Source organism: Streptococcus mitis, from assembly GCF_023109515.1.
GTDB lineage: Bacteria > Bacillota > Bacilli > Lactobacillales > Streptococcaceae > Streptococcus > Streptococcus mitis_CS.
In genome coordinates this window covers 17,924-30,126 of sequence record NZ_JALDUM010000008.1, presented here as the reverse complement: position 1 = coordinate 30,126, position 12,203 = coordinate 17,924, and the positions used below count along the sequence as shown (strand labels likewise).

Here is a 12,203-nt window from a genome sequence, read left to right as displayed (position 1 = left end):
GTAGCGCATGACTGTTAATCATGATGTCGTAGGTTCGAGTCCTACTGGCGGAGTAGTTAAGAAAAAGAGGTTTAGGCCTCTTTTTTGTTATGTAATTTATAATCTATCTCGTGTCATTAGACTTCCGCAATCAGGACAAGATGGGGCCTCACAATTTAGTTTAGCAATGATTTCTTTGTGGGTATCTATATTAACAACATCCATAATTTGGATATTAGGGTCTTTAATGTCTAGTAGTTTTGTGATAAAATGTAATTGTTCCATATGAATCTTTCTAATGGGTTGTTTGGTCACTTTTCATTATAGATCTTATGGGACTTTTTTTCTACAACAAAATCGGCTCCATAATATCTATAGGGGATTTTCCCACTACAAATATTATAGAGCCTTTTTGCCGAGTAAAGTTTCAGAGCCCTCCGTTTTCGAGTAATGTACCACAGTTTTAAGGAGATCTTTTTAGTACTTTAATCGAGGATAGCGAAGAGGCTAAACGTTGCGGACTGTAAATACGCTCCTTCGAGGGATTCGAATCCTTCCGCTTCCATTATCTTAATTTTTGAAATTTAGGTAGTAGATTTCCTCCTATTCTGTCAACTTTTCCTATTTGTTATCTTTTTGAGGTTAGTATTTGAGCAATTCAGGATTTGATAATAACTGTTTATAATTTTTTGTTAGAATAAGCTTATAAAAAGTAAAGGAGTGTATGCTTATGTTACAAAAAATTTATGAGCAGATGGCGGATTTTTATAGAAATATTGAAGAAGAGTATGGTACGTTCTTCGGAGATCATTTTGACTGGGAACATTTTCATTTTAAATTTTTGATTTATTATCTTTTCCGATATAGCATTGGGACTCATCGGGATTTTATTGTTTACCATTATCGTGTTGCTTATCGTTTGTATCTTGAAAAATTGATAATGAAACAAGGTTTTGTTGCTTGTTGAGACAGTATGAGTTAATTTCCGAACAAATTTAACTTTTTGTGGGAAAATAATGATAAATAGCCGGAATTTTTTCTAAAACATTTTTTAATAGTTGGAAATAGCAAATCTTTCTATTGTTTCTTCTTGATAAAAAGGCGATTTTTTCTTATAATAAATTGTAAGATATAATTGCAGGTGAGAGTCCTGCCATGTATGTGAGAAAGGAAGAGCCTGAGGGCTCAGACAAGATTATGACTTCAGTTGTTGTTGTAGGTACCCAATGGGGTGATGAAGGTAAAGGGAAGATTACAGACTTCCTTTCAGCGAATGCAGAAGTGATTGCACGTTACCAAGGTGGTGATAATGCAGGTCACACGATTGTGATTGATGGTAAGAAGTTTAAATTGCACTTGATTCCATCTGGAATTTTCTTCCCTGAAAAAATCTCTGTTATTGGGAATGGTATGGTTGTAAATCCTAAATCTCTTGTAAAAGAGTTGAACTATCTTCATGAGGAGGGTGTGACAACTGATAACTTGCGTATTTCTGATCGCGCGCATGTTATTTTGCCTTATCATATCGAGTTGGATCGCTTGCAAGAAGAAGCTAAGGGCGACAATAAGATTGGAACTACAATCAAGGGAATTGGTCCAGCTTATATGGACAAGGCTGCTCGTGTTGGGATTCGTATTGCCGATCTTTTGGATAAAGATATTTTCCGTGAGCGCTTAGAACGTAACCTTGCTGAAAAGAATCGTCTTTTTGAAAAATTGTATGACAGTAAAGCGATTGCTTTCGATGATATTTTTGAAGAATATTACGAATATGGTCAACAAATCAAGAAATATGTGACAGATACATCTGTTATTTTGAACGATGCGCTTGATAACGGTAAACGTGTTCTTTTTGAAGGTGCACAAGGTGTTATGCTAGATATCGACCAAGGCACGTATCCATTTGTTACGTCATCAAACCCTGTTGCTGGTGGTGTGACCATTGGTTCTGGTGTTGGTCCAAGTAAGATTGACAAGGTTGTTGGTGTATGTAAAGCCTATACGAGTCGTGTAGGAGACGGTCCTTTCCCAACTGAGTTGTTTGATGAAGTGGGAGAACGTATCCGTGAAGTCGGTCATGAATATGGTACAACAACTGGTCGTCCACGTCGTGTGGGATGGTTTGATTCAGTTGTGATGCGCCATAGCCGTCGCGTTTCTGGTATTACTAACCTTTCATTGAACTCTATCGATGTTTTGAGTGGTTTAGATACTGTGAAAATCTGTGTGGCCTATGATCTTGATGGTCAACGTATTGACTACTATCCAGCTAGTCTTGAGCAATTGAAACGTTGCAAGCCTATCTATGAAGAGTTGCCAGGTTGGTCAGAAGATATTACCGGAGTTCGTAATTTGGAAGATCTTCCTGAGAATGCGCGTAACTATGTTCGTCGTGTGAGTGAATTGGTTGGAGTTCGTATTTCTACTTTCTCAGTAGGTCCTGGTCGTGAACAAACAAATATTTTAGAAAGTGTTTGGTCCTAAGAGATTTTTAAGGTTTATTTAAGATAGGTCGGGTATACTATAGACAGTTACAAGAAGACCTCCTAACTTGTTGTAACAAATATCCTAAACTTTTCTTTTTCATAATAATCTCCCTTAACTCCACCCAATCAGGTGGAGTTTTTTGGCTCTATTTCAGGCTTTTGGGGACTATTCTAAAAATCATTTTTCGATATTTTTCGGTATTTTTCGGATTTTGGTCGGGGAATTGGAGGGGACTTTTTTAGCGAATATGACTAAGAAATAAATCTGTTGTCGCTTCAGCGAGTTCATCCTCAACTTGGTTATAACGATCTGTCATATAAACCTTTGTATGGCCCAGCGCTTGGCTTAATTGTTCAAGTGGAACTCCTGCAATAATGCTTTGAGTTGTGAAGAAGTGACGCATCATGTGAGGTGTTACATGCAATCCTGTTGCTTCATTCACTAGATTGAAGTTTCTATTTAACTGGTTTGGATTGATGAGACCACCTTTTTCGTTCAGGGTGATATAATCTTTTTGTTGTTCCTTGATAATCCCTAACTTTCGCTTAATTTTAGAAGCTTCAGCTATCAGATAATAGATAAGGTCTGTTCCGATATCATCAAGGCAGACGTATCGCTCTGAATCTTTCGTTTTAAGCCCTCCTTTCCCTTTCAAGGTCTGATTGCTTCGACTATCTCTAAGATGTAGTATAGCCCGTCCGCTGTCGTTCTGAGTGACATCCATAGGGCGCAATCCAAAGACTTCTCCTCTTCTCAATCCAAAAATTGTCAGATAGGTAAGAGCGTAGAACTGTTTTGGCATAATTTCTTCTGCCTTTGCTATCCAAGTCTTAAACTCTTTGAGAGTCACTTTCTTGTTAGCAGCAGGGATATCACTCTGGCCAATAAAGACACCTTTCAAGCGATTTGAGAGCAGATTCCCATTTTTCACGGCATCGTTTAGCAATGCCATGAAGCTGGAATTGAGAGTTTGAACAGTGTATCTGGTATGGTTCTGCAACTTTTCAGCGATAAAGAGTTCATACTCATTTCTATCTAAATTTTTAAGCAGGATAGAACCAAACTTTGGCTTGATATGGTTCTTATAGAGATTGTCATTGAGGTAGTAGGAAGTGTCATTCCAGCGCCCTGTTGACAATCTCTTTTCAGAATAAATATCCCAATACTGATCAAGAGTTAGATTCGTATTGATACCTAATTCCAGGTCTTGGATTTGTTGCTCAAGCTCTACCAAGGCTGCACGAGCTTGAGGGAGAGTTGTGAAACCACTTTTACTTTTTTCTCTTTTTTTACCTCGGAAGAAAAAAGAACGTCTGACATAGTAACGCTTGCCTTTAGCAGTCTCATAGTAATAGATATTTGGGTATTTTGTTTTATTATATTTCATTGTATTCTCCTTGTTTATCGGCTTCTGGACAAGGTCTAAACATTGAGAATATTGACATCACCCCTTTCATGGTGTAAAATAGGGTATAGAAAAGAGGCCTTTTTAATGGCTGATTTTTTATAAGGATGAGCTTCACAATCAAACTTTGGCGAGGGCGATTGTGGGGCTTTTTTTATTTTCTAAATAGTTTGTATAGTTTATACAAACTCCAAGCTGTCAAAGGGCCTGCAAGGAATGGAGCGATTGGAATACCAACAACTCCAAAAAAAACTAAGAAAATATACAGTGCTGAAAATACGATTTTATTTGCCTGAAGTTTTTTCTTAGGAGATGTTTCTGAAAGATTAATATCATTTACTATATCAGCGAAACTGTCACTAACAATATTTTGTTCAATATGTTCAGCTTCAGTTGTTTTAGTTTCAATAGCTTCAGTTTCCGTAACTTCTTTATTGGAAATGTTATCATCAATTATCTCAGATGATTCGCTCTGAATTACTTCTTTTTGTGAAGAATCAACAATGGTAAGGTAAATTTCAAAACCAACATCCAAATCATTATTTGTGACAACTTTTTCTTCATACTCGTCCCATTCTTTATATGGACCGCCTTTTATCTCACATTCTATTAAGAAATGATATCTTTCATCATCAAAATATTTACGGATAGATTTAGCGACTGTTGCAGGGACGTATCCTACATGATTATCAAAAATCAAAACTTTTATAGCATTGGGATCATATTTATTATCCGTTTCTGGAATGAGTTCAATATTAAAAATATCTAAATCTCGATACTTAAAAACTTTTAGACCGTATTCTTCAACTTCTTCCCTGATTTCCTTAGCTGATAAATCTCCATAGTATTTTGAATACTCTGGAATCCCGTTGTCTTCAGCAATCATATTGCAAGCTTCTTTTACTGCTTTTTTATATTTTGTCACTCCAGCGACTCTGAATAATATTTTTTCAACAGTCTTTTGCATATATTTCCCCTCTATATAAATATCTTCAATGCCATTTCTAATTTACTAATGCCAAGTATTCCTCTTTTACCATGATTTCATTTGTCACGGTTTTAAGATTATAATAAGACATGAATTTGATGTAATCAAACTCTGTAGGGTCGTCTAAGCTTTCTATCGCATCTTTTACGAGATGATGGATCATATTCCTATCAGCTTCATTTTCACAGCGTAGTCGAGCGTTCTGGTACTCTGAGCGTGTGTGGTCCTTGTGGCCGAGTTCGTGTAGAAGCACCTTAACTCTCTCTTTTTTGCTGAGTTTACTCGACAGGAAAGCTGTATTGGTTTCTTTTTCGTAAAATCCAAGTTCGTCAGGCATCAAATCTCCATCAAAATCGATAATACGAATCTGAAAATGACTTATAATTTCTTTTTCAGTCACTAAGCAATACCTCTAATCACCAGCTTCTTTTAGATAACCTTCAATGATAGACTGGATGATTTTCTTCTTTTCATCTGTTAATTCTCGACCGCCAAACATCATGACATTAGATGCCATTTCTTCAACATTTAGGGTCTTCCCTTGCCAGCTATACTCTTTTGAATCACCAGCAATAGTAGGATTATCCGTGCGACCAAGTAAATAGTCTGCACTTACATTAAAGTAGTCAGCTATTTCTTTTAAAACTTTTGAACTCGGATTGCTTCTTTTTAATCGATATAAAGTGTTAGTTCCATAACCAAGTTTTTCTTCCAAAACATTTATAGAAATCCCCTGTTTATCAGCTAATTCCTTTATTTTATCGAATGCTACGAACATTTTTTTAGAACCTTTCTAAGCAAACGAAAAATAATTTTAAAATATTTGTAGAAAATGGTTGACATATTTAGTCAAATGTTTTAAAATAATAATCGTAAGCTAAAGAGTTAGCGAATAAGACAACTAAAAAATAAAGCCTAGTAAACTGATTGGCGTCCGTTTTCTATAGGTAAACCTTACTTTTAGTAGGTCTTTTCTCTATGTTTTCATTTTAAAACATTTGACTAGAGTTGTCAAGAAATTCGCTAACTTTTTAGATAATTTTTTAAAAAGGAGGTCAGAAATGAGCCAACAACATCAAAAATGGATTCAACTTGTTAAAGATAAATTGAATACCGAAGGAATGACACGAACACATCTCGCCCGAGCGTGTGGAGTGAAGAAACCTACCATTTCAGATTTATTGAAATATGGTAAAGGTAGCATTAAACTAAAAAACCGAGTTTGCGACGTTTTAGGAATTGATGAAACTTGGGTTGAGTTAGGAGAGTAGGAGGGGAAATTAGTGGAAAAAATTATTGCTTATTCTGTTGAAGAATTATTCGTGAAGGTCGCAGAACAAGAAAAACGCATCTCAGAAATTGAAATGCGTTTAGGGATTAAACCTTTGGAAGATACTTCAACATAAATTTAGATTTAAAGATTTGAATGATAATATCTACATAGTTTTTTAGTTCAGGTAATGAAATGCTGGTACTCTTATTCCAATGGGTATAGCCGTTACCGACTGTTCGGATAAAATGAAGAGCACCTTTTAAGAGTTCATCATCTTTTACATACCTATCTATAGCGTTGTTAAAAGTTAATTTTGGATCAGATAAATATTCTTTGCTATCTAATTCAAAATCTAAGGCATAGTCTTTGATTAAACATTCAATAGCAGAGCGATAGCCTGTTCCTGCGATATTCTCTAATCCCATTTTTTCTGCTTCAATCGCTTCACTGTAAAATTCTACAAATCTAGGAGCATGGTCAACGAAAAGACGGTCTATATCGCTAACAACTTTATTAGGATAAACAAGGACCATAGTCGTTTCATCATTTTGATGTAAATACTCTTGATTGGTCATGTGGTATTTCTTACAGGATGGGCAACGATGGTGCAGAGAAAAAACGTAACCTTCTTGAGTGTCTAATCTTCCTACTTCGTTGGTGGTTGGATTGTTTCCAATTCCACACAAAGGACAAGTTTTAGGGATTTGAATGGTTATAGTTTTTCCAAGTGTACTGAAATAATGCTCAACAGTAGATATGTCCATTATGTTTCTCCAATCGTTTTTATTATCTTTATTATACCAAATTTAGAAAGGAATACTATGAACGAAATTTTTAACTTTCACGGGCAGGAAGTCCGTACTTTGACAATTGATGACGAGCCTTGGTTCGTTGGGAAGGATGTTGCAGATATCTTGGGATATGCAAATTCAAGAAAAGCAATTTTTGACCATGTAGATGATGACGATAAGACAGATGGGGTAACGATTCGTGACGCCATGGGTAGAAATCAAAATCCTATCATCATCAACGAATCTGGTCTCTACTCTCTCATCTTATCTAGCAAGTTACCTCAAGCGAAAGAGTTTAAACGCTGGGTCACATCAGAGGTCTTACCAACTATTCGCAAACAGGGTGGATTTATCCGTGAAGACTTGGACGAGGATGCCTTTATCGCCCTCTTTACTGGTCAGAAAAAATTACGTGAGCAACAGGCGACCATGCTGGAAGATATTGACTACCTCAAGAGTGAGCAACCGATTCATCCAAGCTATGCTCAGTCGCTCCTGAAGAAGCGTAAGGCTCGGGTTGTGGCTTGCCTTGGCGGTATTGATAGTCCAGCTTATGCGGATAAGATTTTCGCTCAGTCGGTGTTTAGACAAGCTGAGATTGATTTCAAGGATCATTTTAATATTAGTCGCTATGACTTGCTACCTAAAAAGTTTGCAGAAGCCGCATTGGCCTACTGGATGACGTGGGAGCCAAGCACAAACACTAAGATGAAAATCATGAAACTGAATACATTTGATGAAGCGTAGGAGGGGGAGAATATGGACAATGTTCTACTTTCGCTATCTGAATGGATTAAATCCATTATCAAGGACACAATCACAAGATTGGTTGAAATAGAAAAAGATAGTGACCACTATCCAGAGTTGATGGATGTGAGCACTACCTGTGAATTTCTAGGAATTAAGTATGACACCTTTTCAGATAATTATCGTTACATGAAGGGATTTCCAAAGGAATTACCTGGTAAGAAATGGTCAAAAAGAGCCATCAAGGAATGGCTCTCTAATCAAATATAATAACTTTACTAAAAGGCTTCTGGACAAGGTCTTAGCAAAATTATTTGACTATATTATAGCACAATAAAGGAGATAAAAAATGTTTGAACCACCATTACTAAGCCAGCTTTTAGGAACTGGCGCAGTTATTTTAGGATTTATCGGAGCTGGGCTTCTAGCACGGCAGATGGAACTGCACGAACTTGAAGAACAACGCAAGCAGGAAGAGGAAGATACTCAAGCAGTCAATGAATTTAACAAAATCGTTGAAATTGGACGTAAAATCGAGCGCCAACAAATCCGCAAGAACATCCGCCGTGAGTTCAAAGGCTTCACATACGACAACGAACCGCCTCAAGGCTTGCGCCCTGAACCATTAGCCTTGCCAGAGCCTAAAATGCACATCTTGAAGTGAGGAGGTCAGGAAATGGAAGAATTGATTGAATGGCTGTTGTGGCATGAGAGAGTGAATATTGAAATGATGTCGTCTGATGAAGAAAAGTCTGACTTTGAAATATATTTAGAGGACGAGAATAGAAAAATATCACTCATCAAAGAATACCTAACCGACTATGAAAAACTAGCCAAGGATTATGAAAAACTAGTTAAGGACTATGAAAAACTAACCAAGGACTATCATGATGTGGTCTCTCAAAATCGTCTGCTCAAGCTTGAAAAACTAGAGTTAGAAGGCAGGTACATCTATGAAGATATGCGGATGAAGTACCGTGCGAACCGTAGAAAGTGGGGCGCTCGGTATGTCTGAAATCAAGTGGATTAAAATCACAACCGATATTTTTGACGATGAAAAGATTTGCCTGATTGATGCCTTACCTGATCCTGATGCCATCTTAGTGATATGGTTCAAGGTTTTGACACTTGCTGGAAAACATAACAGTAATGGCTTGCTGATGATGACTGATAAGGTTCACTATACAGATGAAATGTTAGCTACTATTTTTCGTAGACCATTGAATACAGTAAGAATGGCTATTGGAGTCTTTGAACAGTTCGGGATGATTGAGATTATCGATGGAATCATTAGCCTGCCAAATTGGGAAAAACATCAAAACGTTGATGGAATGGAGAAAATCAAGGAACAGACACGTAACCGTGTAGCCAAATACCGCAAAAAACAGAAAAATCTTGCTCTTGGTAACGTTACAGGTAACGTTACAGGTAACGTTACAGTAACGGACGGTAACGCACTAGAAGAAGATAAGAATAAGAATAGATTAGATAAAGATAAGAGTAAGAAAAGAATAACTACTACTACTAGTAGTGGTAGTGAAGAAAATATTTTAGAACTTTTTCAATCAGAATTTCGTAGACTCTTATCTGGATTTGAGATTGAAGAAATAAATCATCTACTAAATGAGAATGATGTGGATCTGGTAAAAGAAGCACTGAAGATTGCTATCAACTCTGGAAAACCCAACATCAAATATATAGGTGGGATTTTAAGAAATTGGCAAATGAACAATGTCACGACTGTTGAGCAGGTTCGTCAATCAGAGAAGAAGAGCAAGGATAAAAAAGAAGAACAGGAGGCTAAAGACGAATGGGGGTATTAGAACTAATTGAACAATTCGAGATAGACTATTATCCGTTAAGCTATGAGAAGAAAACTCTTTTAGCTAACCAGCCAATTCATCAAGTGGTTGCTTGCTTGTCTGAAATGGCTAGCTGGCATGAATGCGGAGGTAGGCTAGCATGGTAGACAATGTATTTGAGGAAATCGCCTTATCTTATCGTAGGAACACAGAACAACAGGAAGAGCTTTGCAAAAAGCATAACATTCCTTTGATAAAGATATTGAGGACTGAGAGTGTTGTATGTCGCATGTGTGAATCCGAGCGGATTCACGAGGAAAATCAAGCAAGAGTGAATGAACTGGCTGACGCTGAGAATGAGCGAGAGAGGAAATATTATCTTGAGAAGTTTTCTCTTTATGATGAGGTTCTGAAAAATGCAACCTTGGAAAACTTTGAGACGCCCACTGAAAAGGAAGCGGAAAAGCTAGCTTTTGCAAAGCGGATTTGTCGCGAGTGGTCTGAGGGTGCTAGGAACAACATCGTGTTACAAGGAGAAGCTGGAACAGGTAAGAGCCATTTGGCTTTTGCTATGGTAAAAGCTTTATCTGAGTACACGAAAGAGATTGCTATTTTCATCAACGTGACTGACTTGTTAATGAAAATCAAGGCGGACTTTAGTCAGGAAGAGTTTCTGGTCAATAAAATTGCGAGTGCCAAGTTTTTGGTCTTGGATGATTTGGGGATGGAAAAGGATAGTGAGTGGTCGTTTACTATTCTCTACAATATCCTGAATAAGCGCTCAAATACAATTATTACCACGAATTTGATTTCTGCTGATATTCAGAAAAGGTATGGCAGACCCTTTATGTCCAGACTGATGAAGGGTGTTGATAAAGACCATTTGATGGTTTTCAATGATTTGACAAATAAGCGAAAGCAATATTTTTAGAATGGAGGTGGCTGATGTTTGTCTTAAAACATGGGGCAAGAGAAGATAAGCCGTTTCTGATGTCCGCTGTTATCGGTGTGACTGGTTTGGACATTTCATGTTCTGAGGAGAAGAAAGCCATGCGGTTTGTTTCTCGGGCGGCAGCGTTACAGGTTGGTAAGGCATTGAGAGGTTCCTTTGGGAATTTCTATCCAGTGGAGGTGGAGTGATGATTGGGGGTATCGATCATTAAAAAAATGACAGTTTGGGCGCTTTTTGATAGTGGGAATGGTTCTTACTTCAAGGGTGCTAACTCTCTGAATAGTTCGGGGGGGACGAATATTGAAATCTATTCAATCGGAATGGATATAGAAAACAAGAACAATCATTTCATAAATTTGGACCTTGCTGACTTTGGGCGCCTTTTTGGAGACAACACACTTTTTGATGTGTTAGACAAATTACCAAAACCTGACCTTATAATAGCTAGTCCACCATGTGAATCATGGTCAAATGCTTCTGCGATGGAAAACGGAAATGCGTGTTGGAAACGCAATGATGTTTCTGACAACCTGTTTGCTCCCCAAGTAAGACCTTCACCATTCACAATCCGTTCAAAACAGGATTACGAATCAGCCTATATAAATTATCAGTATGACAGACAATTTCTAAAAAGGGTCAATGGTGAGCTAACAGCTTTCAACACAATAGAAATCATAAAAAGATATAGACCACAATTTTGGGTTATTGAGAATCCAGCGGCTGACAGACTGTGGCCTTACATTGAGGATATTATTGGATTCAGAATTCCATACAAAAATCTAGCTAGATACAATAATTATGATTATCCTTTACAAAAACGGACGATTTTTGGAAGCAATATTGAACTTAATCTTAAAAATAAAATTATCAAGCAGGACATCGAGTGGAAAAACTTCTCAAAATCATATAATGAGAGATCTAATATACCTGAAAAATTGGTGTCAGAAATATTCAAAAAAATTTACAAGGAGTTTAGTAAAGATGATTGAACTCTATTTCATTTACAACGGTCACCGCAAGATACTCATTGGGAGTTTTGGCCATATACATAGCGCAATCAATGAATTAAAGAAACATCAAGCTAGTTACTCAGCAATCAGTCATCCACGATTTCGGAAAAGCATGAGTGGTGAGAACATCAGGATTGACTACGGATCAGTTGACTGCTACTACTTGATTACGAAGAAAACGGAGGAAACGAATGGCTAGAGATATTTTAACCGATTTAGCATTTGAAAACTTATACAAATCTGTAGCACTTCCAGATTGGAAAGAATCTGATGAAGTAATCCTTGTTAGCTTAGCCAACAAGGAACAAATAGAGTCAGATGAAAGATACCGCTTAACTGAAAACTGCAGATTTTTTGGCGATCGAATTTGTATCTTCTGTGAACAAGTGAAGAAAAATAATTACATCACGCTACATAAATCTATGTTAGAAAAAATTATTAAGGTAATGGAAACATTTAAAGAAGTGGAGAATTTATAAAATGAAAAAACTAGGAATCATTATTGGGGCGGTATTTGTAATCGTTGTATCGCCATTTGTAGTCCAGTATGGATGGAATGAGATTATCACAACGATTGTTCCAGTTGGTAAAATTACAGTCTGGCAAGCACTAGGGATGGATGCACTACTATCTTTCATCTGGCCTGTATTATCTAGCAAAAAAGAATCTGAAGAGGATTATTCGCATGCTGTAAAAAGCAGTATTTCGAAAATCATTACATGTGCATTTTTGATATGGTTAGCAAGTTTGTTTATTTAAGGAGTGTTAG

The 12,203-nt window shown here is 37.0% G+C and carries 20 protein-coding genes and 1 pseudogene; 15 read left to right on the top strand and 6 right to left on the bottom strand.

Annotated features, from left to right (window positions below):
- Positions 1–108: 108 nt before the first annotated feature.
- Positions 109–264, bottom strand: a pseudogene (locus tag M1G05_RS09930) (ISL3 family transposase); the annotation flags it as partial.
- A 445-nt stretch (positions 265–709) separates the two neighbouring features.
- On the opposite strand from M1G05_RS09930, the gene comW reads away from it, so the two are divergent.
- Positions 710–946, top strand: a complete 237-nt coding sequence (gene comW, locus M1G05_RS09925; protein ID WP_084925929.1) for a sigma(X)-activator ComW — start codon at positions 710–712, stop codon at positions 944–946.
- A 230-nt stretch (positions 947–1,176) separates the two neighbouring features.
- Positions 1,177–2,463 carry an adenylosuccinate synthase gene (locus M1G05_RS09920; RefSeq protein WP_084886348.1) on the top strand — a complete coding sequence of 429 codons (1,287 nt, stop codon included), beginning with the start codon at positions 1,177–1,179 and terminating at the stop codon, positions 2,461–2,463.
- 241 nt (positions 2,464–2,704) lie between these two features.
- Here the strand turns inward: M1G05_RS09920 and M1G05_RS09915 are convergent, their stop codons facing one another.
- The 4 genes from M1G05_RS09915 to M1G05_RS09900 all read right to left on the bottom strand — a co-directional run bounded on the left by M1G05_RS09915 (position 2,705) and on the right by M1G05_RS09900 (position 5,637).
- A complete protein-coding gene (locus tag M1G05_RS09915; protein WP_247953691.1) occupies positions 2,705–3,853 on the bottom strand; it encodes a tyrosine-type recombinase/integrase in 1,149 nt (382 codons plus the stop codon).
- 172 nt (positions 3,854–4,025) lie between these two features.
- Positions 4,026–4,838 carry an HIRAN domain-containing protein gene (locus M1G05_RS09910; RefSeq protein WP_247953690.1) on the bottom strand — a complete coding sequence of 271 codons (813 nt, stop codon included), beginning with the start codon at positions 4,836–4,838 and terminating at the stop codon, positions 4,026–4,028.
- Between the two features lie 37 nt (positions 4,839–4,875).
- On the bottom strand, positions 4,876–5,259 hold the full coding sequence (locus M1G05_RS09905) for an ImmA/IrrE family metallo-endopeptidase (RefSeq protein WP_247953689.1): 384 nt from the start codon (positions 5,257–5,259) through the stop codon (positions 4,876–4,878).
- Positions 5,260–5,271: 12 nt separating this feature from the next.
- Positions 5,272–5,637: a helix-turn-helix domain-containing protein gene (locus M1G05_RS09900; RefSeq protein ID WP_247953688.1), complete on the bottom strand. Its 366-nt coding sequence runs from the start codon at positions 5,635–5,637 to the stop codon at positions 5,272–5,274.
- A 283-nt stretch (positions 5,638–5,920) separates the two neighbouring features.
- On the opposite strand from M1G05_RS09900, the gene M1G05_RS09895 reads away from it, so the two are divergent.
- Positions 5,921–6,130 (top strand): helix-turn-helix domain-containing protein, encoded by a 210-nt coding sequence (locus tag M1G05_RS09895; RefSeq protein WP_247953687.1) that lies wholly within the window; start codon positions 5,921–5,923, stop codon positions 6,128–6,130.
- A gap of 12 nt (positions 6,131–6,142) precedes the next feature.
- The gene (locus M1G05_RS10040; protein ID WP_261099596.1) at positions 6,143–6,265 is read left to right on the top strand and encodes a hypothetical protein; all 123 of its coding nucleotides are present in this window, start codon (positions 6,143–6,145) and stop codon (positions 6,263–6,265) included.
- Here the strand turns inward: M1G05_RS10040 and M1G05_RS09890 are convergent.
- Complete coding sequence (locus M1G05_RS09890) at positions 6,237–6,896, bottom strand: DUF4145 domain-containing protein (RefSeq protein ID WP_247953686.1); 660 nt, start codon at positions 6,894–6,896, stop codon at positions 6,237–6,239. The two genes, M1G05_RS10040 and M1G05_RS09890, sit on opposite strands and share 29 nt — an antisense overlap.
- A gap of 57 nt (positions 6,897–6,953) precedes the next feature.
- Between M1G05_RS09890 and M1G05_RS09885 the strand changes: the two genes are divergently transcribed.
- From M1G05_RS09885 to M1G05_RS09830, 11 genes are all read left to right on the top strand, one after another.
- Complete coding sequence (locus M1G05_RS09885; protein ID WP_247953685.1) at positions 6,954–7,670, top strand: ORF6C domain-containing protein; 717 nt, start codon at positions 6,954–6,956, stop codon at positions 7,668–7,670.
- 12 nt (positions 7,671–7,682) lie between these two features.
- Complete coding sequence (locus M1G05_RS09880; protein WP_033686205.1) at positions 7,683–7,940, top strand: hypothetical protein; 258 nt, start codon at positions 7,683–7,685, stop codon at positions 7,938–7,940.
- A gap of 79 nt (positions 7,941–8,019) precedes the next feature.
- Positions 8,020–8,334, top strand: coding sequence for a hypothetical protein (locus M1G05_RS09875; protein ID WP_247953684.1), 315 nt, complete (start codon positions 8,020–8,022; stop codon positions 8,332–8,334).
- A gap of 12 nt (positions 8,335–8,346) precedes the next feature.
- Positions 8,347–8,685 (top strand): hypothetical protein, encoded by a 339-nt coding sequence (locus M1G05_RS09870; protein WP_419991963.1) that lies wholly within the window; start codon positions 8,347–8,349, stop codon positions 8,683–8,685.
- Entirely contained in the window at positions 8,678–9,493 is an 816-nt protein-coding gene (locus M1G05_RS09865) for a phage replisome organizer N-terminal domain-containing protein (RefSeq protein WP_247953683.1), read from the top strand. Before M1G05_RS09870 ends, M1G05_RS09865 begins: the two co-directional genes overlap by 8 nt.
- The gene (locus M1G05_RS09860) at positions 9,481–9,639 is read left to right on the top strand and encodes a hypothetical protein (protein WP_247953682.1); all 159 of its coding nucleotides are present in this window, start codon (positions 9,481–9,483) and stop codon (positions 9,637–9,639) included. Before M1G05_RS09865 ends, M1G05_RS09860 begins: the two co-directional genes overlap by 13 nt.
- The gene (locus M1G05_RS09855) at positions 9,633–10,403 is read left to right on the top strand and encodes an ATP-binding protein (RefSeq protein ID WP_247953681.1); all 771 of its coding nucleotides are present in this window, start codon (positions 9,633–9,635) and stop codon (positions 10,401–10,403) included. Before M1G05_RS09860 ends, M1G05_RS09855 begins: the two co-directional genes overlap by 7 nt.
- A 14-nt stretch (positions 10,404–10,417) precedes the next feature.
- Complete coding sequence (locus M1G05_RS09850; protein ID WP_345773062.1) at positions 10,418–10,612, top strand: hypothetical protein; 195 nt, start codon at positions 10,418–10,420, stop codon at positions 10,610–10,612.
- Between the two features lie 27 nt (positions 10,613–10,639).
- Complete coding sequence (locus M1G05_RS09845) at positions 10,640–11,413, top strand: DNA cytosine methyltransferase (RefSeq protein ID WP_247953693.1); 774 nt, start codon at positions 10,640–10,642, stop codon at positions 11,411–11,413.
- Between the two features lie 212 nt (positions 11,414–11,625).
- Positions 11,626–11,913 carry a hypothetical protein gene (locus M1G05_RS09835; protein WP_247953678.1) on the top strand — a complete coding sequence of 96 codons (288 nt, stop codon included), beginning with the start codon at positions 11,626–11,628 and terminating at the stop codon, positions 11,911–11,913.
- A gap of 1 nt (position 11,914) precedes the next feature.
- On the top strand, positions 11,915–12,193 hold the full coding sequence (locus M1G05_RS09830; protein WP_247953677.1) for a hypothetical protein: 279 nt from the start codon (positions 11,915–11,917) through the stop codon (positions 12,191–12,193).
- Positions 12,194–12,203: the final 10 nt, after the last annotated feature.